This window comes from Variovorax sp. RTB1 (assembly GCF_035018765.1).
GTDB lineage: Bacteria > Pseudomonadota > Gammaproteobacteria > Burkholderiales > Burkholderiaceae_C > Variovorax.
On record NZ_JASJXG010000038.1, the window covers coordinates 1 to 24019 of the forward strand.

Annotated in this window: 17 protein-coding genes, 1 tRNA gene and 2 pseudogenes; 15 read left to right on the forward strand and 5 right to left on the reverse strand. The window is 64.9% G+C overall.

Annotated elements, in window-relative coordinates; translation table 11 throughout:
- A pseudogene (locus QN397_RS19800) lies at nt 1-611 on the reverse strand (hypothetical protein); the annotation flags it as partial.
- Between the two features lie 54 nt (nt 612-665).
- Complete coding sequence (locus QN397_RS19805) at nt 666-3047, reverse strand: UvrD-helicase domain-containing protein (RefSeq protein WP_323501712.1); 2382 nt, start codon at nt 3045-3047, stop codon at nt 666-668.
- Nucleotides 3048-3258: 211 nt separating this feature from the next.
- On the opposite strand from QN397_RS19805, the gene QN397_RS19810 reads away from it, so the two are divergent.
- Nucleotides 3259-4239, forward strand: a complete 981-nt coding sequence (locus QN397_RS19810) for a GMP reductase (RefSeq protein WP_323498479.1) — start codon at nt 3259-3261, stop codon at nt 4237-4239.
- Between the two features lie 22 nt (nt 4240-4261).
- Here QN397_RS19810 and QN397_RS19815 read toward each other — a convergent pair whose 3' ends face one another.
- The gene (locus tag QN397_RS19815; protein ID WP_323498480.1) at nt 4262-5143 is read right to left on the reverse strand and encodes an alpha/beta hydrolase; all 882 of its coding nucleotides are present in this window, start codon (nt 5141-5143) and stop codon (nt 4262-4264) included.
- A gap of 43 nt (nt 5144-5186) precedes the next feature.
- Between QN397_RS19815 and QN397_RS19820 the strand changes: the two genes are divergently transcribed.
- Both QN397_RS19820 and QN397_RS19825 read left to right on the forward strand, forming a co-directional pair.
- Nucleotides 5187-5262 (forward strand) — tRNA-Ala (locus QN397_RS19820).
- An 89-nt stretch (nt 5263-5351) separates the two neighbouring features.
- A complete protein-coding gene (locus QN397_RS19825) occupies nt 5352-6092 on the forward strand; it encodes an SDR family oxidoreductase (RefSeq protein ID WP_323498502.1) in 741 nt (246 codons plus the stop codon).
- A gap of 42 nt (nt 6093-6134) precedes the next feature.
- On the opposite strand, the gene putA is transcribed toward QN397_RS19825, so the two are convergent.
- Nucleotides 6135-9989: a trifunctional transcriptional regulator/proline dehydrogenase/L-glutamate gamma-semialdehyde dehydrogenase gene (putA, locus tag QN397_RS19830; RefSeq protein WP_323498503.1), complete on the reverse strand. Its 3855-nt coding sequence runs from the start codon at nt 9987-9989 to the stop codon at nt 6135-6137.
- A gap of 66 nt (nt 9990-10055) precedes the next feature.
- On the opposite strand from putA, the gene QN397_RS19835 reads away from it, so the two are divergent.
- Complete coding sequence (locus QN397_RS19835) at nt 10056-10580, forward strand: Lrp/AsnC ligand binding domain-containing protein (protein ID WP_323498505.1); 525 nt, start codon at nt 10056-10058, stop codon at nt 10578-10580.
- A gap of 41 nt (nt 10581-10621) precedes the next feature.
- On the opposite strand, the gene QN397_RS19840 is transcribed toward QN397_RS19835, so the two are convergent.
- A complete protein-coding gene (locus QN397_RS19840) occupies nt 10622-12169 on the reverse strand; it encodes an alpha/beta hydrolase fold domain-containing protein (protein ID WP_323498507.1) in 1548 nt (515 codons plus the stop codon).
- A gap of 169 nt (nt 12170-12338) precedes the next feature.
- On the opposite strand from QN397_RS19840, the gene QN397_RS19845 reads away from it, so the two are divergent.
- The 11 genes and pseudogenes from QN397_RS19845 to QN397_RS19895 all read left to right on the forward strand — a co-directional run bounded on the left by QN397_RS19845 (nt 12339) and on the right by QN397_RS19895 (nt 24014).
- Entirely contained in the window at nt 12339-13202 is an 864-nt protein-coding gene (locus QN397_RS19845; protein WP_323501713.1) for a fumarylacetoacetate hydrolase family protein, read from the forward strand.
- 16 nt (nt 13203-13218) lie between these two features.
- Nucleotides 13219-14028, forward strand: coding sequence for an alpha/beta hydrolase (locus QN397_RS19850; RefSeq protein WP_323498509.1), 810 nt, complete (start codon nt 13219-13221; stop codon nt 14026-14028).
- Nucleotides 14029-14039: 11 nt separating this feature from the next.
- Entirely contained in the window at nt 14040-15329 is a 1290-nt protein-coding gene (locus QN397_RS19855) for an amidohydrolase family protein (RefSeq protein WP_323498510.1), read from the forward strand.
- A gap of 18 nt (nt 15330-15347) precedes the next feature.
- A complete protein-coding gene (locus QN397_RS19860) occupies nt 15348-16631 on the forward strand; it encodes an amidohydrolase family protein (RefSeq protein WP_323498512.1) in 1284 nt (427 codons plus the stop codon).
- Nucleotides 16628-17587, forward strand: coding sequence for a branched-chain amino acid ABC transporter permease (locus QN397_RS19865; protein WP_323498513.1), 960 nt, complete (start codon nt 16628-16630; stop codon nt 17585-17587). The genes QN397_RS19860 and QN397_RS19865 overlap by 4 nt, the downstream gene beginning before the upstream one ends.
- On the forward strand, nt 17584-18765 hold the full coding sequence (locus QN397_RS19870; protein ID WP_323498514.1) for a branched-chain amino acid ABC transporter permease: 1182 nt from the start codon (nt 17584-17586) through the stop codon (nt 18763-18765). The genes QN397_RS19865 and QN397_RS19870 overlap by 4 nt, the downstream gene beginning before the upstream one ends.
- On the forward strand, nt 18762-20033 hold the full coding sequence (locus QN397_RS19875) for an ABC transporter substrate-binding protein (RefSeq protein ID WP_323498515.1): 1272 nt from the start codon (nt 18762-18764) through the stop codon (nt 20031-20033). The genes QN397_RS19870 and QN397_RS19875 overlap by 4 nt, the downstream gene beginning before the upstream one ends.
- Before the next feature lie 19 nt (nt 20034-20052).
- A complete protein-coding gene (locus tag QN397_RS19880) occupies nt 20053-20874 on the forward strand; it encodes an ABC transporter ATP-binding protein (RefSeq protein ID WP_323498516.1) in 822 nt (273 codons plus the stop codon).
- A pseudogene (locus tag QN397_RS19885) lies at nt 20874-21368 on the forward strand (ABC transporter ATP-binding protein); the annotation flags it as partial. The gene QN397_RS19880 and the pseudogene QN397_RS19885, both read left to right, overlap by 1 nt.
- 540 nt (nt 21369-21908) lie before the next feature.
- Nucleotides 21909-23141, forward strand: coding sequence for a Tm-1-like ATP-binding domain-containing protein (locus QN397_RS19890; protein ID WP_323498539.1), 1233 nt, complete (start codon nt 21909-21911; stop codon nt 23139-23141).
- Nucleotides 23142-23183: 42 nt separating this feature from the next.
- Nucleotides 23184-24014 (forward strand): phosphoenolpyruvate hydrolase family protein, encoded by an 831-nt coding sequence (locus QN397_RS19895; protein WP_323498517.1) that lies wholly within the window; start codon nt 23184-23186, stop codon nt 24012-24014.
- Nucleotides 24015-24019: the final 5 nt, after the last annotated feature.

The following is a 24019-nucleotide window of genomic DNA, read 5'->3' on the forward strand; positions in this document are numbered from 1 at the left end:
GGACGGGGCCGCGGGGACGGAGCCGGCGCGGTGATGCGAGGAACAGCCGGGATCGCTGGCGGCGACGGCACGACGCCGGACGGCATCACGGGAGTGACCACCGGCGGTGCTACGGCCGCTGTGACCTGGGCGGAGATCACCGGCTTCGCTTCAGGCACATGCACATGCACAGGCACAGGCACAGGGGCCAGGGTCGCAGCGGGCGTGGACTCCGTCGCCGCCGGCTTGACCGGCATCGAGATACGTCCAGCGCTATTCGCGGGCATCGCCGCGGCGACAGGCAGGCGCCGCGTCGGAAACGCGAACGCCGCTGTCGGCGGAGCGGCAAGCAGCGTAAGTGGCGCAGTCGAAGCTGAAGCCAGGCCCGTTTCCACTGCGACCAGTCGTCGCTCCAGCAAGTCGATTCGTCGCTGCAACGCGACGATGTCAGGTTCCGGCACCGGTCCGGCTTCGGACAGTGGCACCCCTGCCTTGCTTACCCTGCCCGTCTTGGCGACGAGCGGCAAAACGATCGCGCCGATCGCGCCGATGGCGCCGAGCACGAGTGCCGCGCCCATAGATTGAAAAACCGCACCGGCCAACAGCCCGGCTAGCAAACCGACAAACCACATCCCTGAACCTCGCTCTTTTTCGGCGAGTCTACGGTCGGCTCCTGAGGGGAAAGGCTAAACCGGCGTCAGCTTGGCCACCGATAGCGCCAACCATTTCACGCCGTGACGCGGAAAGTTGATCTGCGCACGCGCGTCGTCGCCGGTGCCTTCGAGGCCCAGCACGGTGCCCTCTCCAAACTTGTTGTGGAACACCTGCATACCCGAGCGCAGGCCGTGCGACGGCGCAGTCTTTTGCGGTGGCACCGGTGGGCTGGCGAACGAATCTTTCGAGAAGCCAGCGCCGCCGACCGGACGTGACGTCGCATAGCCGCCGCCATAGCCGAACGCCGATGGCGTAAAGCCCTGATTCTTCGGCGTAAGCCACTTCAACGCGCCTTCGGGCAGCTCATCGAAGAAGCGGCTCCTGACGTTGTAGCGCGTCTGGCCGTGCAGCATGCGCGTCTGTGAGTGGCTCAGGTACAGACGTTTGCGGGCCCGGGTGATCGCGACGTACGCCAGCCGGCGTTCTTCCTCGAGGCTCTCGTAGTCGTTCATCGAGTTTTCGTGCGGAAACAGGCCCTCTTCCATGCCGGTGATGAACACGCAATCGAACTCGAGGCCCTTGGCCGCATGAACCGTCATCAGTTGCACTGCGTCTTGGCCTGTCTTGGCCTGGTTGTCGCCGGACTCCAGCGCCGCGTGCGTGAGGAATGCGGCCAGCGGACTCAGCGTTTCGCCGGTTTCCGAATCGGGCGCCAGCGGCTCATCGATAACGGGCAAATTCGGGTCGAGCCCCTGGCTGACGAGCGACTGCCGCAGCTCGTCTATCGGCAGCGCCACCGCATCGCGGCCGAAGCCTTCCTGCGTGACGAAGCTCTCGGCCGCGTTCACCAGCTCTTCCAGATTCTCGATGCGGTCGGCGCCTTCGCGGTCGGCCTTGTAATGCTCGACAAGCCCGCTGTGGTCCAGCACCAGATCGATGATCTCGCGCAGGCTGATGCCTTGCGTCTGCTCGCGCAGCACGTCGATCTTGGCGACGAAGCCGGTCAGGTTGGAGCCGGCCTTGCCGGCCACTGCACCGACCGAGTCATGCATCGACTTGCCCGCTGCACGCGCCGCGTCCTGCAATTGCTCGATGGTGCGGGCACCGATGCCGCGGGGCGGAAAGTTGACGACGCGCAGAAAGCTGGTGTCGTCATCCTTGTTTTCGAGCAGTCGCAAATACGCCAGCGCATGCTTGATTTCGGCGCGTTCGAAAAATCGCAAGCCGCCGTAGACGCGGTACGGCACGGCCGCGTTGAAGAGCGCCGTTTCGATCACGCGACTCTGCGCATTGCTGCGGTAGAGCACCGCCATCTCTTTTCGGTCGAAGCCGTCGCGCACCAGTTGGCGCATCTCTTCGACCATCCATTGCGCCTCCGCGAAATCGCTGGTCGACTCGTACACGCGCACCGGCTCGCCGGGGCCTTGGTCTGTTCGCAGGTTCTTGCCGAGCCGCTTCTTGTTGTGGCTGATCAGCTCGTTGGCCGAGTCGAGGATGTTGCTGTAGCTGCGGTAGTTCTGCTCCAACTTGACCTGGTGCGTCACATGGAACTCGCGTACGAAATCGGCCATGTTGCCGACGCGCGCGCCGCGAAACGCATAGATGCTCTGGTCGTCGTCGCCCACTGCGATCACGCTGTTGTCGCCGGGGATGAAGGTGCCGTCGACGATGTTGCCCGACAGCATCTTGATCCACGCGTATTGCAGGCGGTTGGTGTCCTGAAACTCGTCGATCAGGATGTGCCGGAAGCGCCGCTGGTAGTGCTCGCGAATCGGATCGTTGTCGCGCAGCAGCTCGTAGCTGCGCAGCATGAGTTCGCCGAAATCGACCACGCCTTCGCGCTGGCACTGCTCTTCGTAGAGCTGATACAGCTCGACCTTCTTGCGGTCGTCGTCGCTGCGCACTTCGACATCGCGTGGGCGCAAGCCGTCTTCCTTGGCGCCGGCAATGAACCATTGCGTCTGCTTGGCCGGAAAGCGCTCGTCGTCGACCGCGTACTGCTTCATCAGCCGTTTGATGGCCGAAAGCTGGTCTTGCGTGTCGAGGATCTGAAACGTCGAGGGCAGGCCGGCCAGCTTCCAGTGCGCGCGCAACAAGCGGTTGCACAGCCCGTGAAAGGTGCCGATCCACATGCCGCGCACATTCACCGGCAGCATGGCCATCAGCCGCGCGGTCATTTCCTTGGCGGCCTTGTTGGTGAAGGTGACGGCCAGGATGCCGCCCGGCGACACCTGCCCCGTCTGAAGGAGCCAGGCGATGCGCGTGGTGAGAACGCGGGTCTTACCGGAGCCGGCGCCGGCCAGGATGAGGGCATTGCCGGCCGGCAGTGCCACGGCAGCGCGTTGCTCGGGGTTGAGGTGCTGGAGCAGCGGCGATTCCGCTGATTCGGAGGCAGTCGCGAGATCGATAAACATGCCCCGATTGTAGAAACCGCAGCGTGCGGTGGTTATATGAAATGCCATCGCCCCACGTCCAAACGACCGCGTAAACTCAGACACCGGGCCCAAGTTTTTTGCGCCCGGTTTTTTGTGGGCGCCTTATTGAGGCGGATGCTGCGAAAACCGGCCGGACCAAGCGCTCGTTCGTTATTTCAAACGACCTTCACAGGAGCTTGGGACCTTAGCTATGCAGATTTTCGACTACGACAACATCCTCTTGCTTCCGCGCAAATGCCGCGTGGAAAGCCGCTCGGAATGCGACGCCAGCGTCACTCTGGGCCCCCGCAGTTTCCGCATTCCGGTGGTCCCCGCCAACATGAAGACGGTGATCGACAAGACCATCAGCCTGTGGCTCGCCAAGAACGGTTACTTCTACGTGATGCACCGCTTCGACCTCGACAACGTGCACTTCGTGAAGCACATGCACGCGCAAGGCGTCTTCGCCTCGATTTCGCTGGGCGTGAAGAAGGCCGACTACGACACCGTCGACCTGCTGGCCGCTGAGGGTCTGGTGCCCGAATACATCACGATCGACATCGCGCACGGCCATGCCGACAGCGTGAAGAACATGATCGGCTACCTGAAGCAGAAGCTGCCGAAATCGTTCGTCATTGCAGGCAACGTCGGGACCCCCGAAGCGGTGATCGATCTGGAGAACTGGGGCGCTGACGCGACCAAGGTTGGCATTGGCCCGGGCAAGGTCTGCATCACCAAGCTCAAGACCGGCTTTGGCACCGGCGGCTGGCAACTGTCGGCGTTGAAGTGGTGCGCCCGCGTCGCGACGAAACCGATCATTGCCGACGGCGGGATTCGCGACCACGGCGACATCGCCAAGAGCGTTCGCTTCGGTGCATCGATGGTCATGATCGGCTCGCTGTTCGCCGGCCACGAAGAGTCGCCCGGCAAGACGGTCGAAGTCGACGGCGCGCTTTTCAAGGAGTACTACGGCTCGGCCAGCGACTACAACAAGGGCGAGTACAAACACGTCGAAGGCAAGCGCATCCTGGAGCCGATCAAGGGCAAGCTGGCCGACACCCTGATCGAGATGGAGCAGGACGTGCAGAGCTCCATAAGTTACTCGGGCGGGCAGAAGCTGATGGACATTCGCAAGGTCAACTACGTGACCCTGGGCGGCGGGGACAACGCGGGCGAACACCTGCTGATGTAGACCACGACCGCGGCGACACGGCTCACGCGCCCAGCAACCGCGATGCGTGCTGGTGCAGACGGTGAGTCGGGTCGATCAATGCATCGAGCACGCTGAAGTGATGCAGCCCCGGCAGGATGTCGCAGACCGGCACGGTGGCTTTGCCCCATGCGTCCTGAATTAGGCGCGCTTGCGAGGCGAATGCTTCGCTTTCATCACCGCCGGCCACGGCATACAGCGTGCGCGCCTTGGGCGCAGGAAACAGCGCCGGGCTTGCGCGCTGCGCATCGACTTCGTTCAGCCGCAGCGCGTCCATCAGGAACGGCGTGTGCTGAATCGGCCGAAGGTCGTGCACGCCGGAAATCGACAGGGCGTTTCGCACCAGGTTCGTCGGCAACTTGGCGGCGACCGCGCCCCACTCACACGCCAGCAGCGTCGCCGCCAGATGGCCGCCGGCCGAGTGCCCTGCCACGGTGATGCGCGACGGGTCGCCACCGTATTCGGCGATGTGCCGCCACGTCCATTCCAGCGCGCGCACCATGCACAAGACGATGTCCGGGATGCAGACGGGGCGATCCGGCGTGCCAGGGCAGAGCGGGTAGTTCGGCATCACGACGCATGCCCCTTCGCGCGTGAAGCTCGGCGCTATGAACGAGTGGCCGCTCTTGTCGAGCGAGCGCCAATAGCCGCCGTGGATGAAGACCAGGACCGGCGCGGAGGTCCTGGCATTCGCGTCTTCGGTTGCCGGAAAGATATCGAGCGTCTCGCGCGGCCCGTTGCCATAGGGCAAGTCCAGCGTGCAAGGCTCAATGGCTCGAACCTGCTCGGATTCGGTCGTCCAGCGCGCGAGGAATTCGGCATGATCGGGCACCAGCGCACGGTTGTTGTAGACACGATCGAGCCAGGCGGGGTCTTGCAAAGTCATGCGCAGATTCTGATCGATCGCAGTAGAATTTTTCTTGCTTGTTGGGGGGGTAGCTCAGCTGGGAGAGCGCCGCGTTCGCAATGCGGAGGTCGTGAGTTCGATCCTCATCCTCTCCACCAACATTCCCTTCAAACCGAACCGCTCGGGCACTGGCCTTCAACGTGCCCGCTGAACCGGTTGCGCTTTTCGACAACGAATCGGAGACAACATGACTCACAACACCTCCCCCGCCAAAGTAGCCCTCGTCATCGGCGCAGGCGATTCCACCGGTGGCGCCATTGCCAAACGCTTTGCAGCGGGCGGCTATACGGCGTGCATGACGCGGCGCGATTCGGAAAAGCTCAAGCCGCTGATCGAAGGCATCGAGGCAACCGGCGGCAAGGCGCATGGCTTTGGCTCCGATGCGCGCAAGGAAGAAGAAGTGATCGCGCTGTTCGACACCATCGAACGCGACATCGGGCCGGTCGAGGTGCTGGTCTTCAACATCGGCGCCAACGTACCGACACCGGTGGTCGACGAGACCGCGCGCAAGTACTACAAGATCTGGGAGATGGCCTGCTTCGGCGGCTTCTTGAACGGCCGTGAAGCCGCGCGGCGCATGAGCGAGCGCGGGCGTGGGACGATCATCTTCACCGGCGCGACCGCCGCATTGCGCGGCTCGGCCAACTTCGCGGCGTTCGCTGGCGCCAAGCACGCGTTGCGTGCGTTGTCGCAGAGCATGGCGCGCGAGCTGGGGCCGAAGAACATCCATGTCGCGCACGTCGTGGTCGATGGCGCCATCGACACCGAGTTCATCCGCACCAACTTCCCCGAGAAGTACGCGACCAAAGACCAGGACGGCATCCTGAACCCGGATCACATCGCCGAGAACTACTGGTTCCTGCACACGCAGCCACGCGACGCGTGGACCTACGAACTCGACCTGCGGCCCTGGAACGAGCGCTGGTAACTCACGCCACTTGCAACGCGGCCGCTGGCCGAGGTCGCGCCCTTAGCCGATCGTCATCAAGGTCGCGTTGCCACCCGCAGCCGCGGTGTTCACGCTCAACGCGCGTTCGACCACCAGGCTTTCAAGCGCGATGCCGACTGCGCCATGCGTCAGCGACCTGACGCCGACGATCGGCCCTGCGCGTCCTGCCAACGCCTGATTGATCTGCTTCAACGACGCAGCATCTCCATGGTGAAGCACCGCATCGAACATCACCGTATCGGCACGCCAGTCTTGCGCCATGACGATCGACTGCTGCACTGCAGGCGGTAGCGAGGCACGCAACCTTTCGACATGCGATCCGGCTGGCCAGACGGCCGTGCTGCCAACTGCAAACACGGCGGCGAGTTGCACCATGCGGTCGGCATCATCCTCGGCCAGGCACAACACGGCCTCGCGCGGCAGCAGCGTGTAGACGTTGCGCTCACCGGTCGGGCCGACCAGCGTGCGGGCATAGCCGCTGCGCGACAGGCCGGCGAAACGTCGGCATTGCGCAGCAAGCGATTCGCGACCCTCGCGCTGCGCCCAAGCCACGAGTGCCTTCATCGCCACACTCGACCCGCCGTCCGCCGAGCCATCGCTTTCATCGACCGCAACTGCATTGCCCGGACCCGCATCCGCCATCGCGCGCGCCATCACATCGTCCGGCCGTGCCGCCAGCATCCGGTACATGTACAACGGACCGCCCGCCTTCGGTCCCGTTCCCGACAACCCCTCGCCACCAAAAGGCTGCACGCCGACCACCGCGCCGACGATATTCCGGTTCACATAAACATTGCCCACCTTGGCCTGCTCGACCACTTGCGCGATCGTCTCGTCGATGCGCGTGTGCACACCCAGCGTCAATCCATAGCCGGTGCCGTTGATCCGGGCGATAAGCGCACCGAGATCGCGGCGCCGGTAGCGCACGACGTGCAGCACCGGCCCGAAAACCTCGCGCTGCAGCTCCGACAAGCTGTCGAGCTCGATCAGCGTCGGCACGACAAAAGTACCGTGCTGCGTCGCGTGATCGATGTCGCGCGCTGCACGGAACACCTTGCGGCCACGTGCCTCCATCGCAGCGACATGGCGCTCGATGCCACCACGCGCCTCGGCGTCGATCACCGGGCCGACATCGACTGCGAGGGTCGCCGGATTGCCGATGCGGCTCTCGGCCATCGCGCCCTTCAGCATCTCGATCACGCGGTCGGCCACCTCCTCCTGCACGCACAGCACGCGCAGCGCCGAGCAACGCTGGCCGGCACTGTCAAAGGCCGATGCCACCACGTCGACGACAACCTGTTCCACCAACGCGGACGAGTCGACGATCATCGCGTTCTGACCGCCGGTCTCTGCGATGAACGGCACGCTGCGCCCATCGACGCCGAGCCGTCGTGACAAGGTCTTTTGCAGGAGGCGTGCCACCTCGGTCGATCCAGTGAACATGACGCCCTGCATGCGCGCGTCGCCGACCAGCGCGGCGCCGACCGTCTCGCCTCGTCCCGGCAGCAACTGCACTGCAGCGCGCGGCACGCCGGCACGCCACAGCAACCGCACGGCTTCGGCAGCGATCAGTGGCGTTTGCTCTGCCGGTTTGGCGAGCACCGGATTACCAGCTGCCAACGCCGCGGCGATCTGCCCGACGAAGATGGCGAGCGGAAAATTCCACGGGCTGATGCACACCATCGGACCCAACGGCCGGTGCGTCTCGACGGCGAAGTCGGTACGCGCTTGCGCCGCGTAGAAGCGCAGGAAGTCGACGGCCTCGCGCACTTCGGCGATGCCGTTGGCGTAAGTCTTGCCGGCCTCGCGGGCTAGCAAGCCAAGCAGGCGCGGCATCTGTTCTTGCAGCAGATCGGCAGCACGATCGAGCTGAGATGCACGTTCGGCAGGGGGCGTTATGGCCCACATCGGCGCGAAGGCTTCCGCGTCGGCGACGGCAGCTTCCACGTCGGCCAGGGTCGCTTCCTGCACATGACCGATGACATCGCGGAGGTCGGCGGGGTTGCAGACCGCTTCGGCCGGCGCGCGCGGCGAGGCATAGGCGCCAGAGGCCAGCAATGGACCAGCGGCCCAAGCCTCAGACGCACTCCGGGTCAGTGCCTCGCGCAGCGCGCGCAGCCGATCGTCGTTGCCAAGATCGAGCCCGCGCGAGTTGGCCCGCGCTGCACCATACAAAGCCGCCGGTAGCGCTATCGAAGGATGCGGCAAGCCAACCGCGCCCTCGCTCTTCGCGATCTGCTCGACGGTCGCAACCGGGTCTTCCACCAGCACGTCGATGGCGATCGTCGGATCGGCAATGCGATTAACGAAGGAGGTGTTGGCGCCGTTCTCCAGAAGCCGTCGAACCAGATAGGCCAGCAGCGTTTCATGCGTGCCGACCGGCGCATAGATGCGGCAAGGACGATTCAGCTTGCCGAGTTCGATGGCACCGACCACCTGCTCGTAAAGCGGCTCCCCCATGCCGTGCAGACACTGGAATTCATACTGCCCCGGCAGGTACGTCGACGGGTTCGCCATCTCGTAAATTGCAGACAGCGTGTGCGCGTTGTGCGTGGCGAATTGCGGGTAGACCGCATCGGGCGCTGCCAGCAACCTGCGTGCGCACGCGAGGTACGACACGTCGGTGTAGGCCTTGCGCGTAAACACCGGATAGCCTTCGAGCCCGTCGATCTGCGCGCGTTTTATTTCGCTGTCCCAGTAGGCGCCCTTGACCAACCGCACCATCAGCCGGTGGCCGCTGCGACGCGCCAAGTCGACCACGAAGTCGATGACGAACGGGCAGCGCTTTTGGTACGCCTGAATGACGAAGCCGATGCCGTTCCATTGCGCGAGCGCAGGCTCGAAGCAGAGCTTTTCGAGCATGTCGAGCGACAGTTCGAGCCGGTCGGCTTCTTCGGCGTCGATGTTGATGCCGATGTCGTAGTGCCGCGCCAGCAGCGTGAGGTCGCGCAGCACCGGATACAGCTCGTCCATCACGCGCGCATGCTGGGCGCGGACGTACCGTGGATGCAGCGCCGACAGCTTGATCGAGATGCCCGGCCCTTCGTACACACCGCGGCCGGCCGATGCTTTGCCGATCGCGTGAATCGCCTGCTCGTAAGCCACGCGATAGTGCTCGGCGTCGTGCGCGGTCAACGCGGCCTCGCCGAGCATGTCGTACGAATAGCGAAAGCCTTCGGCCTCCAGCTGCTTCGCATGGTCGAGCGCCTGCGCAATGTTTTCGCCGGTGACGAACTGCTCGCCCATCATCCGCATCGCCATGTCGACGCCCTTCCGAATCAACGGCTCACCGCCCCTGCCGATCAGCCGTGTCAGCGTGTTCGACAGGCCGGCTTCGCTGTGCGTGGCGACCAGCTTGCCGGTCAACAGCAAACCCCATGTCGCTGCGTTGACGAACACCGACGGACTGCGGCCGGCATGCGCCTGCCACTGACCATGCGCGATCTTGTCGCGGATCAAGGCATTGCGGGTGGCCGCGTCGGGGATGCGCAGCAACGCCTCGGCCAGGCACATCAGCGCAACGCCTTCCTGCGACGACAGCGCGTATTCCTGGAGCAGACCCTGTACCAGGCCGGCGCGGCCGGTCGCGTTCTTCCGGTTCCGCAGTTGGGTGGCGATGCGATGCGCCAGCCTGTGCGCTGCCGCTGAAGCCTCGCCTTCCAGACGTGCGGCTTGCAACAGTGGCGCAAGCGCATCGGGCTCCGGCGTTCGATAGGCCGCCGTGATGTGGGAACGCAGCGGCGTCGCGGTGTCGAGGGCATCGGCGAAGTCGCTGAACGGCAGGGGCATCGAGCGCTGCAAGGCGATGTCGGAAGCGGGGTCCGACCTGTTGTTCAAAGCGATGTCCGGTGTGAAAGGTGCGACAGTGGCGGTCATGGCGGCGTTCTTTGGTGGTTAAACTGATAATGCCGGGCCTTGCACCGACGTTTATTTCGAATTCAGATGATTAAGCCGAAGAAACCACCAAAGACTTCCGCGCCACCCATAGAAGATCCTCCTCCGGGTCTGGATCGACTCGACGTTCGCATCCTCGCCGCTTTACAGGGCGACGGCCGCCTCTCCAACATCAAGCTCGCGGACACGATCGGCCTGTCGCCGACCGCCGTACTGGCCCGCGTCCAGCGCCTGACGCGCGAGGGCTACATCCTCGGCTACGAAGCGCGACTCAACCCGCTCAAGCTGGGCGCCAGCATGCTGGTCTTTGTCGAGGTGATGCTCGATCGCACGACACCCAACGTGTTCGATCAGTTCAAGGCAGCGGTACAAGTACGCCCTGAAATCATGGAGTGCCACATGGTCGCAGGCGGCTTCGACTACCTGCTCAAGACCCGAAGCGCCGACATGGGCGACTACCGCGCCTTCGCGGGCAGCGTGCTTTGGCAACTGCCGGGTGTGCGCGAAACCCGGACCTATGCCGTGATGGAAGAAGTGAAGAACTCGACGCACCTGCACTTGCGCGGCGGCTAGAAAACGCCGGGGCTGAGGGCGCTCCGACGAATCGGCCTAGCTCAGCCGCGCGCCGGACCTGACAGCCCCAGCAACGACAGCGCATGCGCGTAAGTCGATGACGTCGGGTCCGCCAAATCGTTTAGCACGCTCATGTGGTTCTTGCCGGCAACACGTTCGTTGGCCACGACGATGTCCGGACCCCATGCGGAAGACATCGCATCGGCCTGACGCAAGAACTCTTCGCTCTCGTCGGCCCCGACGACTGTCACCAGCGAGCCCATCGTGGGCGCGCGCATCCGCAGCGGACTCAGGCGCAGCGCAGATGCTTCCGTCAGCCCGATGTCGGCCGACAGAAACGGCGCATGCCGCAGCGGCTCCAGCTCATACACACCCGATATCGACAGTGCCGACTTGACCAGGTCGCGCGGCAGGTCCGGCGCCACGGCGCGCCAATCGCAGGCCAGCAGCATCGTCGCGAGATGACCGCCGGCGGAGTGGCCGGCCACCACGATGCGCTCGCGATCACCGCCATGTGCTTCTGCATTTCCATAGACCCATGCAAGCGCCTGCACCATTTGCAGCACGATGTGCTCGATGCCGACCGCGGGGCACAGCGCGTAGTTCAACTGCACGACCATCGCACCCGCGGCATGCAACGGCGGCGCAATGAAGGCATGGTCGCGCTTGTCGAGTGCGCGCCAGTAGCCGCCGTGGATGTAGACGAAGACGGGGGCGCCCGAGCGCGCAGGGAGGATGTCGAGCCGCTCGCTCGCATGGTCGCCATAAGCGACATCGAGCACCCAGTCCGGTCGCTTGAACGCGTCGGCGGATGCGTCGGCCCAATAGCGGAGGATGGCCGGATGCTCGGGGATGCGCGCGCGATTGTTGTACTGCGCGTCGAGCCACTCGGGATCCACGGCGACCGTGCTCTCTTGCGCGCTCGCGGCATCCGCGAGCGGCGGCAGCGGGTCGGGTCCGGACTCACGCAGTGCCGCGTCGATCAACGCATCCGCCATCCACAGCGCGGTGCGCTCGACCTCACGGTCACGCAGACCCCAGATGTCTTTCAAGATCACATACGGCTCGATGCCGTAGACGACCGACAGCGCCTGGTGCAAACGGTCGCGCACGTCCGGTCGCAGCAATGGAATCATCGGCTGCAGCGCATGTTCGAGAATGCCCACGCGATGGCCGCGCCGATAGGGTTCTTCCTCCAACAACCCTGCACGCTCCAGGCCCCACTGCTCCAGCGACAACTGCGCGGCAGCACGCATTTGCGCCTCGAATTCCTTGAAGCGCGGGAAGGTCTTGATGAACAGCTCGTGCACGCGCTCACGTCCGTTCGGCTTGTCCGAAGCAAGCTTGCGAACCGGCCCCAAAGAGCTGTCGACCACCGCTGTCACCAGCGCGCTGCGACTCGGAAAGTAACGGTATGCGGTGGCGCGCGAGACCTTCGATCGCGCAGCCGCCTCGGCGACCGAAGGGATACGACCCTTCAAACGAATGATGTCCATCGCGGCTTCGAGCAAGGCCTTGAAGGTCGCTGCGCGAACGCCGCCTTCGGGTGCGATCGGCGGATCGGTCAGCTTGTATTTGAGTCGCGGCATCGGGTTTGTACGGGTCAGGAAGGGTTTGTGTCGGCTTGTGAATTTCGTGACGCCGACCGTATGATGCGGCCAACCAGATTTGAGACGCAAGTCTCAAAAATGACTTCCGAGATCTCGTGGCGGCCAGTGAACACCGGCAAGACCACGGGGCAATATGGAGACAAAGTCTATGCGTTTTGCCAGCTGGAGTTGGGGTGGCCGCGACCATGTCGGCACCATTTCGCAGGATGGCCGCGAGGCCACGCCGTTGGCCGTGCGCGATCCTTCGCTCGGCACGCTGCCGCTGATCCAGGCGATGGCACGCGACGAAATGCTGCCACAAGCCTCGGGTGCACGACTGCCGGTCGATGTGATCACATTGCGCTCGCCATTGCCGCGCCCGCTGCGCAGCCTGTTCTGCGTCGGCCGCAACTACCACGCACATGCGGCGGAGCTGGCGGGGTCGGTGTTCAACGCAAAACCAGAAGCCGAAGCATGGCCGATCGTCTTCGGCAAGCTGGCCGAATGCGTGATCGGCCCCAACGACACGGTGCAGCTTCCGGCACCGGCTGCCTCGGTGCAGATCGACTATGAATCGGAGCTCGCGGTCGTCATCGGCCGCGGTGGCCGCAACATCCCCCGCTCGCGCGCCATGGACCATGTCTTCGGCTACACGGTCGTCAACGACGTGACCGCGCGCGACGTGCAGATGCGCCACCAGCAATGGGACCTGGGCAAGAGCTTCGATACCTTTTGCCCAATGGGACCGTGGATCGTGACGGCCGACGAGGTCGATGGTCGCGCCACCCGCGTGCGCGGCTGGGTCAACGGCACGTTGCGACAAGACGGCCAGACGCGCGACATGATTTTCGACATTCCGACGCTCATCGAAACCTGCTCGCGCGGCATCACGCTGTACCCCGGCGACGTGATAGCGACCGGCACGCCATCGGGTGTCGGCATGGGAATGAAGCCGCCGCAATGGCTGCGTTCGGGTGACGTCGTGCGCGTCGAGATCGACGGCGTCGGCGTCATCGAGAACCGCTTCGAATGACAACACCGACATCGCCATGACATTCCAGCTCATCGACCGCGTTGCGGTGGAAGAAGAAGGCGACGGCCCTGTCGTGGTCTGCGTGCACGGCCTAGGCGGCAGCTCCAACACTTACACGCCGTTGATGCCGGCGCTGGCGCGGCACCGCGTGGTGCGGGTCGACCTGCCCGGCAGTGGCCGGTCGCAAAGCGTCGAAGGCGCTCTTTCGATCGAGCGCTATGTCGACACGTTGCTTGGCATCTGCGAACGGCTGGGCATCGCGCGGGCGCACTGGCTCGGCCATTCGATGGGCACCATCGTGTGCCAGCACATCGCTGCGACGCGTCCGAAGCTGGTCGCCAGCATGAGCTTGTTCGGGCCGCTGATGGCACCGCCCGATGCCGCACGCGCTGCAATGCAGGCCCGCGCCGCCAAGGCCCGCGAAGGCGCTGCGGGCATGCACGACATCACCCAGTCGTTGCTGCAGGGCGCCATCTCCGCCGACACGCGGCAACGGCTTCCGGTGGTGGTCGCATTCGTGCGCGAGAGCCTGATGCGGCAGGAAGGCGAAGCCTATGCACGCAGCTGCGAAGCATTGGCCGGCGCGCAGGCTGCAGCCGTCGAGCAAATCGAAGCGCCGGTGCTGCTGGTGACTGGCGACGAAGACGGCGTGGCGCCGCCGCAAGCCGTGCGCGCCATGGCCGACCGGCTGCACCGCGCGGCCAGCAAGCGCGTGGTGGTGCTGCCCAAATGCGGCCACTGGACACCGGTCGAGCGGCCCGACGAATGCCAGCGCGAACTGCGCGAATTTCTTGCGACGCACGACCGCGTCCATCGCATCCAGTAGGGAGCACGACCATGGCAGACGTTCTCTTCACCAACGTGCGCGTCTTCGACGGCGGCGGCGAGGCGCCCTTCACCGGCGACGTGCTGGTGCAAGGCAATCGCATCTCGCGCGTCGTCAAGACCGCTTACGGCGCGAGGCAAGCTCCCATCCACGGCGCGCAAGTCATCGACGGTGCCGGCGCTTTCCTGATGCCGGGCATGGTCGAGGCGCACACGCACTTCTCATGGAACGACCAGCCGAGTCTCGATGCGATCCAGCGCATGCCACCGGAGGAGCACATCCTGTGGTGCGCCGAGGTCGCCAAGAAGTACCTCGACATGGGCTGGACCAGCTGCGTCGGTGCGGCAGCGGCCAAGCCACGGCTCGATGTTGTGATCCGCAATGCGATCGCCGACGGCACGATCATCGGCCCGCGCTACCTCGCCGCTGGACAAGAGATCACCGTGCCAGGCGGACTCGGCGACAGCACACAACCGCATCTGCCGCAGCCGGAGTTCGCGTTCGGCGCCGTCGTAAGTGGCGCTGAAGAGATGCGCCGTTGCGTTCGCATGATGGCCAAGTGGGGCGTCGACTCGGTGAAGATCAATCTGTCGGGCGAGTCGATTACCGGCATGTCGAGCGAGATGAGCCAGTTCACCGAAGAAGAGATCCGCGTCTGCGTGCAGGAGGCCAAGGCCTGGGGCAAACGCGTCGCCGCCCACGCGCGCTCGACCTGGGCCATCAAACAGTGCGTGAAGCAGGGCATCGAGGTGATCTACCACGCGAGCTTTGCCGACACCGAGGCGCTCGACCTGCTTGAAGCCCACAAGACAGAGCACTTCATCGCACCCGGTCTTGCATGGCTCATCAACACCTGCCACAACGCGAGCCAATGGGGTTTGACCAAAGAGGTCACGATGAAGATGGGCTACCACCGCGAGCTCGATGCCGCGGTCGAGAGCATGCGGGCGTTGCGCAAACGCGGCGTCCGGATCCTGCCCGGCGGCGACTACGGCTTTGCATGGACGCCGCACGGCACCAATGCCAAAGACCTCGAATACTTCGTCAAGTACGTGGGCATGAGCACGATGGAAGCGCTGCTTTCTGCCACCGCCTGGGGCGGTCCGATGATGCGCATGGGCAAGGTGCTCGGCTACATCCGCGAAGGCTACCTCGCCGACATCCTGCTGATCGACGGCGACCCACTGGCCGACATCACCGTGCTGCAAGACAAGTCGCGAATCATGGCCGTCATGAAAGACGGCGAGTTCCACCGCGCGCCGCCAATGCGTTCGGCACGCACCACCCGCTGGGCTGCTTGAGCAGCAAAGGAGCACGCCATGAACGATGTCGTCTTCACCAACGTCCGCATCCTCGACGGGACCGGACAGAACCCTTTCAGCGGCAGCGTGCTGGTGCGCGGCAACCGCATCCGGCAGGTCGGTCGAAGCACGGCACCGATCGCGCCGAGCGGGGCCACTGTCATAGATGGTGCCGGCGCGACCTTGATGCCCGGCATGTGCGAGGCGCACACGCACTTCTCATGGAACGATGCCGCCACGCTGTCGGCCATTCAGACACTGCCGCTCGAGGAACACGTGCTGTGGTGCGCCAAGGTCGCAAAGAGATACCTCGAAGCCGGCTTTACCTCGTGCGTCGGTGCGGCCTGCGCCAAGCCGCGGCTCGACGTGGTGATCCGCAACGCGATCAATTCGGGCCAGATTCCCGGACCGCGCTACCTGGCCGCCAGCCAGGAGATCACGGTGCTCGGCGGGCTGGGCGACGAGACCTTGCCGCACCTGCCGTTCCCGGAGTTCAGCTTCGGCGTGAACATCTCGGGTGCGGATGAAATGCGCAAGGCCGTGCGGATGTTCTTGAAGTACGGCGTCGACTCGGTCAAGCTCAATCTGTCGGGCGATAACTTCACGCCGCAGTCGCCTTCGGAGACGACATGGATGCTCGATGAAGAAGTCGCCGCGGCCATGCGCGAAGTCAAGATCCGCGGCAAGCGCGGCATCGCGCACGCCCGCTCGTCGGACAGCGTGAAGCAGGCACTGCGGCACGGCATCGACCTGATCTACCACGCCAGCTTCGTCGACAACGAGGCGCTGGACATGCTCGAAGCCGCCAAAGACCGAGTCTTCGTCGCACCGGGCATCGCCATCCTTTACGCGATGCTGAACGAAGCAGAAGCGTTCGGCATCACCAACGCGATGGCGACCGACATGGGCTACCAGATCGAATGGGACGCCGCGCTCGAGTCGCTCTCCAAGATGCACAAGCGTGGCATTCGCGTGCTGCCGGGCGGCGACTACGGTTTCGCTTTTACGCCGCACACGCAGAACGCACGCGACCTGGAGTTTTTCGTCAAGTACCTCGGCTTCACTCCCATGGAAGCCATCCGTTCGACCACGCTCTACGGCGGTCAAATCATGATGCAGCCCAACGAACTCGGCGTCATTAAGGATGGCTATCTGGCCGACATGCTGCTGATCGACGGCGACCCGCTCGCCAACCTGTCGATCCTGCGCGACCCCAAGCGCATCCTCGCGGTGATGAAGGACGGCGTGTTCGCCAAGGCGCCGAACATCGCGTCCGAGCGTGCCTGGGAACGCGTCGCATGAACGGCATGGCGCGCATGAATCGGAAGTCGCTGGCGCTCTGGCTGATTTTCGGAGTGCCCATCGCAGTGTTCTCTGTCTGGGCCATCTCCGACAACTACCCGCTCTACTTCAAGACGCTGCTCAACGGCCTCACGCTCGCGTCGCTCTACTTCCTGGTCGCGAGCGGCTTCACGCTGGTGTTCGGGCTGATGCGCAACGTGAACCTCGCGCACGGCTCGCTCTATCTCTTCGGTGCCTACGTGGGATGGTTCGTCGGCGAGCACACGGGCTCGTGGGTGCTCGCTGTCATTGCCGGCTTTCTGGCCTCGGCGATCCTCGGGCTGCTGATGCAGTTGCTGGTGTTCCGGCACATGCAGGGGCAAGACCTTCGGCAGACCTTGGTGACCATCGGCCTGTCGATCGTCTTCGCCGACTTGATGCTGTGGATCTGGGGCGCGGAGATCTACACCTTCGATCCACCCGCGTGGATCTACGGCTCGACCACCCTTCCCCTCGTCGCCAAGTTTCCAACCTACCGACTGTTCGTGTTGCTGGCATCGATCGTCATCGGCGTGGGCCTCTGGCTGCTGCTGGCGCGCACGCGCATCGGCATGATGATCCGCGCCGGCGTCGACGACCGCGGCATGCTGGCCGCGGCGGGCGTCAACGTGCAACTGGTGTTCGCGCTGACCTTCGCGATCGGTGCCGGGCTCGCCGGGTTGGCCGGCGTGGTGGGTGGCACCGCCCTGTCGATCTCGCCGGGCGAAGACACACGCTATCTGCTGGCTTCCCTGGTGGTGGTCATCGTCGGCGGCATGGGCAGCGTGGTCGGCGCCGCCATCGGCGCGCTGCTGATTGGCCTGGCGGAGCAGTTCGGGTTGGCCTATGCGCCGACCTACAGCGTGGTCTTCACCTTCGTGATCATGGTGGTTGCGCTCGCGTTCAAACCGCGTGGCCTGATGGGAAAAGCGACATGAGCGCAGCGCAGTGGCGACGGGCGATGAAGTCGCCGGCGGCCGGTGTCGCGGTGCTACCACGCGCCGCCATCACCACGCGCAGCACGCGCACCACAAGCACTACACGCCCGGCCGAACCACTGCCAGCGCACGGCGACCTCCCGCGCTGGCTGCGCGTGCTGTTCCGCCCGGTGCGCTGGCGCCATGTGCTGGTTGCCGCGCTGGTGCTGCTTTATCCCTTCTTCGCAACGCCCTTTTTCACCTTCCAGATTGGCGCGCAATCGCTCGCGCTCGGTCTGGTCGCGTTGTCGCTCACCTTCCTCGGCGGCTATGGCGGCATGGTGTCGCTGGCGCAAATGACGGTGGCGGGCTTCGCCGCCTACCTGGTCGCCATCATCGGCAGCAGCAGCAACGCGGCAATCAGCCTCGGATGGCCGTGGTGGCTGGCGGTGATTGCAGCGCTCTCGCTGTCGACCATGTTCTCCGCCGCGATCGGATGGTTGTCGGTGCGCACCGAAGGCATCTACACGATCATGATCACGCTGGCGGTGGGTGTCGCATTCTTCTATCTGGCGCAACAGAACTACACGCTCTTCAACGGCTTCCAGGGCTTCAGCAAACTCGCCGCGCCGATCGTCTTCGGGCTCGACCTGCGCGAGCCGATGCCGTTCTACTTCCTGGTGCTGTCCTGCTCGGTCGCGGGCTACTTCCTGGTAAAGCACCTCGTTCGCGCACCCTTCGGCGTGGCGCTGCAAGGCATCCGCGACAACCCGCGGCGCATGCAGGCGCTGGGCTACAACGTCACCGCGCACCGCGTGGCGGCGTATGCGGTGGCGGGCTTTCTGGCGGCCATCGGCGGCGTGCTGCTGGTTTGGTACAACGGCCGCATCTCGCCCGGCACCGTCGGTATCGGCGCGATGATCAACATCCTCATCATCGCCGTGCTCGGCGGCATGAAGCACCCGATCGGCGCGTTCATCGGCGCCGTGGTCTTCGTGCTTTTGCAGAACTTCGCCATCGACCTGGTCGACCGCGAGCGCTTCAATCTTGTGATCGGCGGGGTCTTCCTCGCGATCGTCCTGTTCTCACCCGACGGCTTGCTGGGCTTGTGGCAACACCTGCGCAGTCGCCTGTCGGGTCGAGGTCCCCAGCCGCGGCAGAGGCCGCATTCGACAACCACAAACAGGAGCGAGACATGACGGTTAAGCAAGAGCACAAGAAGATATTCGCGCGCAGCCTCGTCGGTGCCGCAGCGGCGCTGGCCATGGCCGGCCTCGCGGGCATGGCCCAGGCGCAAGAGGTCTTGAAGATCGGCCTGCTGGCCTCGCTCGAAGGTCCGTTCGCGGCGCCCGGGCAAGACGGCATGCGCGGCGCCGACCTGGCGCTGAAGGAAAAGAACGGCATGGCCGGCGGCAAGAAGATCGAGTTCATCAAGGTGTCGTCGGACGCGACACCCGACAAGGCCGTCAACTCGACGCGCAAGGCAGTCGAGCAGGACAAGGTGCAGATCATGATTGGTCCGCTGTCGGGCGACGAAGGCATCGCGGTCAAGAACTACGCCAAGACGCAGCCCAACGTCACCTTCATCAACGGCTCGGCCGGCGCACAGGCTGCCACGCTGCAAGACCCTGCGCCCAACTTCTATCGCTTCAACACCGAAGGCGCGCAGTGGATGGTGGGCCTCGGCGAGCACGCGCTGGCCAAGGGCTACAAGCGGACCTTCCTCATCGCCGAGGACTACGGCTTCCCCTATTCGCAGGTGCAAGGCTTCATGGCGAGCTACTGCGCCAAGGGCGGCAAGGTGATCGACAAGGCGTGGGTGCCGCTGGGCACCAAGGACTATGCGTCGGTCATCGCCAAGATCCCGAAAAACATCGACGCCCTGGTCGTCGTATTGGGCGGTTCCGACGCAGTCAACTTCCTGACGCAGTACGAACAGGCCGGTGGCGACAAGCCCATGATCGGCGGCTCCATCACGGTCGACCAGACTGTTCTCAACTTCAAGGGCAAGCGCCGCGAGTCGTTGCTGGGCACGGCTTCCGCAGGCCCGATGGCCGACTCGATCGACACGCCGGAGTGGAAGAAGTTCGTGTCCGACTACAAGGCGACGTTCAAGGACGGCTTCCCGAGCCCTTCCCTCTTTGCCTACCTGTACTACATCAACACCAAGGCGACGCTCGATGCGCTCGACGTGGTCAAGGGCGATCTTTCCGGGGGCCAGAAGGCGTATCGCGATGCGCTGCAAAAGACCGACTTCAAGGGGCCGGCGGGCGAGGTGAAGATCGACGCCAACCGCAACGGCGTGGGCACGACCTACATCACCGAAGTGGCCAAGGCACCGGACGGGTCGTTCTACAACAAGGTGGTGAAGTCGGTGCCCAACATCTCGCAGACGCTGGGCTTGCCGGAAGCAGAGTTCAAGAAGATGGGGCTGGGTACGCGCGACGTGCCGGATTGCAGGACTTGAAGCGCCAGGAACACTGAACGTGGCCACGATCACCCCGCTCCGATCCGCCGCTGTGCGTGGCCCCGCCACGCCCAGCCGCGCCGACACGCAGTTGCTCTCGGGCGATGCGTTGCGGCTGGACGGGGTGACGCGCGCCTTTGGCGCGTTGCGCGCGGTCGACGACGTCTCGCTCACGGTCACGGCCGGCCAGAAGTACGCGGTGCTCGGCTCGAACGGCGCCGGCAAGACCACACTCTTCAATGCGATCACCGGCGACTTTCCGCCGACGGCCGGTCGCATCTATTTCTTCGGCGAAGACATCACCGACCTCGCTCCGCAAGACCGCATTCGCAAGGGTATGCGGCGCACCTATCAGTCTTCGCTTTTGTTCCGCGACCTGACGGTGCGGGACAACCTTTTTCTCGCGGTGCGCGGCGTCGCCAGCGGCCGTTTCAGCTTTCGGCGCGCGGGCGCCGGGCACCCTTCGACACGCGCGACCGACGACTTGCTCGATCGGTCGCGGCTGAGCCACATCGCCGACGAGCGCGTGGCCAACCTGGCGCATGGCCAGCAACGCCAGCTTGAAATCGGCATGGCACTCGCCGGTGCGCCGCGGCTCATCCTTTTTGACGAACCCGCTGCCGGCCTCTCGCCCGCCGAGCGTCGCGAACTCGTTGCACTGCTGACCTCGCTGCCGGCGCACATGAGCTTCGTGCTGATCGAGCATGACCTCGACATCGCACTGCGCGTGGTCGACCGTGTCACCGTCATGCACAACGGTCGTGTGCTGCGCACCGGCAGCCCGGACGAGATCGAGAACGACGCGCAAGTGCAGGCGATCTATATGGGGAGCAAGCACTGATGGCATGGTTCAGCAGCGATCGCGATCCAGCGGCCAGCAAGTCGACGGCCCTCGTCATCGACGGGCTCGACGTGTACTACGGCCGCGCCCATGCGTTGCAGGGCGTGAGCCTCACGCTGGAGCGCGGCGTGCTCGGCATCGTGGGCCGCAACGGCATGGGCAAGACGACGCTGTGCAACGCGATCACCGGCATGGTTCCGGCGCGGGGCAGCATTCGCTTTGCCGGCGAAGAGATCCTCGGCATGGCGCCGAACGAGATCACGAAGCGCGGCATCGCCTATGTGCCACAAGGTCGCCGCGTCTGGCCTTCGCTGTCGGTCGATGAAACGCTGCGATTGGTGGCGAGCCGACGCCGCGATGTAGACCGGGTCTACACGATGTTTCCAAGATTGGCGGAACGCCGCGGCAATGGCGGCGCACAGCTCTCCGGTGGTGAGCAGCAGATGCTGGCGATCGGCCGCGCGTTGTTGCTGAACCCGAAGCTGCTGGTCATGGACGAGCCCACCGAAGGGCTGGCGCCGGTGATCGTCGAGCAGGTCGCGCAGGCGCTGCGCGAGCTGGCGGCGGACGGCATCGCGGTGCTGCTGATCGAGCAGAACCTGGGCGTCGCCCTGTCGGTGGCGGACCGAATCGGCTTGATGGTCAATGGCCGCATCGCGCAGGAGATGCCGGCGGCGGCGCTCGCAGCAGACCGCGAGTTACAGGAGCGACTGCTGGGTGTGCGCTCGGGCGGTCATGAGGATGAACTCGATGCGGAGCTGCCGGAGGCCGGTGCAGCGCCGTCGACCGGCACGCAGGTCTTCACCGTCCGGCGTGCGCATGGCGATGGGGCGCCATCGCTCGGCGACTTGGCGCCGGCGACGGTGCGCGGTTTTACGCGATGGAACGCTGGGGGGACTGCGGCGGCGGTGACGGATATTTCGCGGGAGGCGATCTCGCCGTCTTCCGCGTCGCTGTCGCCTTCGCATCGACCCTCACCCCAACCTTCTCCCGCTAACGGGAGAGGGGGCCATACCGCCGTCTTCGACTTTCCGGTGGCTGCCAGCAGCGAGCGCGCCGCCTATGTCGTGGGCACCTTCGACACCAAGGGACGCGAGCTCGGCTTTCTGCGCCAGTGCATCGAAAAGCTCGGCTTGCGTGTCGTCACGGTCGACCTGTCGACCTCGGGCAAGCCGTCGCCGGCCAGCGTCCATCCACGTGAGGTTGCGCGTCATCACCCCGAAGGCGAGTCGGCCGTCTTCAGCAATGACCGCGGGCGTGCGACGGAAGCGATGGGGCTCGCCTTCGAAGCTTTCGTGCGCACGCGTCGCGACATCGGCGGGGTCATTTCTGCAGGCGGCTCCGGCGGCACCTCGATGGCAACGCAAGGCATGCGCGCACTGCCGATCGGCTTGCCCAAGATGATGGTCTCGACCATGGCCAGCGGCGACACGCGCCCCTACGTCGGACCGAGCGACATCTGCATGATGTATTCGGTCACCGACGTGCAGGGCATCAATCGAATCAGCGAGAGCGTGCTGGCGAATGCAGCGAATGCGCTGGCCGGCATGGTCGCGCATCCGCCGGCAGTGTCCGCCATCACCCGGCCGGCCGTGGGACTCACCATGTTCGGGGTGACCACACCCTGCGTGCAGGCCGTGACCAAGGCGCTCGAAGAAAGCTACGATTGCCTGGTGTTCCACGCGACCGGCGTCGGTGGCCAGTCGATGGAAAAGCTCGCGGAGTCGGGCTTGCTGGCCGGAGTGATCGACGTCTCGACCACCGAAGTGGCGGACGAGATCGTCGGCGGCGTGCTGTCTGCCGGCCCGACACGGCTCGACGTATTTGCCCACCACGCACTGCCGTACGTCGGCTCGTGCGGCGCGCTCGACATGGTGAACTTCGGCGCTTTCGAGACCGTTCCCGAGCGCTTCAGGGCGCGCAAGCTGTATCGGCACAACACGACCGTCACGTTGATGCGAACGACCGTCGACGAGTGCCGCGCGATAGGCGAATTCATCGCGGCCAAGCTCAACGCGATGCGCGGGCCCGTGCGCTTTCTGATTCCCGAAGGCGGCGTCTCCGCGATCGACAAGGCCGGCCAGCCATTTCACGATCCCGAGGCCGACCGCATGCTGTTCTCGACCATCGAAGCAGGGTTCCGCGTCGGGCCCGACCGGCGTCTGCAACGCTTGCCGCTGCACATCAACGACGAAGCTTTTTCTGCCGCGCTCGTGGCCGCATGGCACGAGGTGTCGCGCACGCCGGTCGACGCGCGACGCGTCTGAATCGAATAAGCCAGAACCAAAAACCAAGGGAGACCGAACACCATGCCACGCATCGCAAGATCGACATTGCTCGAACGCTTCCGCGCCAAGATCGAGTCGGGCAAGCCGCTCATCGGCGGGGGCGCCGGCACCGGCCTGTCGGCCAAGTGCGAAGAGGCCGGCGGCATCGACCTCATCGTCATCTACAACTCGGGGCGCTACCGCATGGCCGGCCGCGGCTCGCTGGCGGGGTTGATGGCCTATGGCAACGCCAACGAGATCGTGTGCGAGATGGCGCGCGAGGTGCTGCCGGTGGTCAAGCACACGCCGGTGCTGGCCGGCGTCAACGGCACCGATCCTTTCATGATCGCCGACGAGTTCCTGGGCCGGCTCATCACGCTCGGCTTCTCGGGCGTGCAGAACTTTCCGACGGTCGGACTCATCGACGGCACCTTTCGCGCCAACCTCGAAGAGACCGGCATGGGCTACGCGCTCGAAGTCGACCTCATCGCCCGCGCGCACGCGCTCGATCTGCTGACGACGCCCTATGTCTTCAACGAAGACGAAGCGCGCGCCATGGCTGGCGCCGGGGCCGACATCGTCGTGTGCCACCTCGGGCTTACCACCGGCGGCGCCATCGGGGCCGAGACCGCGCTGACGCTGGCCGACTGCGTGCCGCGCATCGACCGCTGGGCGGCAGCGGCGCGCGAGGTCAACCCGAATGCCATCGTGCTGTGCCACGGCGGCCCGATCGCCACGCCGAAAGATGCGCAGTACGTGCTCGAGCAGTGCCGCGCATGCGACGGCTTCTACGGCGCCAGTTCGATGGAGCGCTTGCCGACCGAGACGGCGCTCACCGACACCACGCGACGCTTTGTCGAGATCACGCGATAACAGGA

Coding starts and splice junctions, on each gene's coding strand:
- QN397_RS19805 (WP_323501712.1), bottom strand. CDS start 3,047: ATGTTTATCGATCTCGCGACTGCCTCCGAATCAGCGGAATCGCCGCTG.
- QN397_RS19810 (WP_323498479.1), top strand. CDS start 3,259: ATGCAGATTTTCGACTACGACAACATCCTCTTGCTTCCGCGCAAATGC.
- QN397_RS19815 (WP_323498480.1), bottom strand. CDS start 5,143: ATGACTTTGCAAGACCCCGCCTGGCTCGATCGTGTCTACAACAACCGT.
- QN397_RS19825 (WP_323498502.1), top strand. CDS start 5,352: ATGACTCACAACACCTCCCCCGCCAAAGTAGCCCTCGTCATCGGCGCA.
- putA (WP_323498503.1), bottom strand. CDS start 9,989: ATGACCGCCACTGTCGCACCTTTCACACCGGACATCGCTTTGAACAAC.
- QN397_RS19835 (WP_323498505.1), top strand. CDS start 10,056: ATGATTAAGCCGAAGAAACCACCAAAGACTTCCGCGCCACCCATAGAA.
- QN397_RS19840 (WP_323498507.1), bottom strand. CDS start 12,169: ATGCCGCGACTCAAATACAAGCTGACCGATCCGCCGATCGCACCCGAA.
- QN397_RS19845 (WP_323501713.1), top strand. CDS start 12,339: ATGCGTTTTGCCAGCTGGAGTTGGGGTGGCCGCGACCATGTCGGCACC.
- QN397_RS19850 (WP_323498509.1), top strand. CDS start 13,219: ATGACATTCCAGCTCATCGACCGCGTTGCGGTGGAAGAAGAAGGCGAC.
- QN397_RS19855 (WP_323498510.1), top strand. CDS start 14,040: ATGGCAGACGTTCTCTTCACCAACGTGCGCGTCTTCGACGGCGGCGGC.
- QN397_RS19860 (WP_323498512.1), top strand. CDS start 15,348: ATGAACGATGTCGTCTTCACCAACGTCCGCATCCTCGACGGGACCGGA.
- QN397_RS19865 (WP_323498513.1), top strand. CDS start 16,628: ATGAACGGCATGGCGCGCATGAATCGGAAGTCGCTGGCGCTCTGGCTG.
- QN397_RS19870 (WP_323498514.1), top strand. CDS start 17,584: ATGAGCGCAGCGCAGTGGCGACGGGCGATGAAGTCGCCGGCGGCCGGT.
- QN397_RS19875 (WP_323498515.1), top strand. CDS start 18,762: ATGACGGTTAAGCAAGAGCACAAGAAGATATTCGCGCGCAGCCTCGTC.
- QN397_RS19895 (WP_323498517.1), top strand. CDS start 23,184: ATGCCACGCATCGCAAGATCGACATTGCTCGAACGCTTCCGCGCCAAG.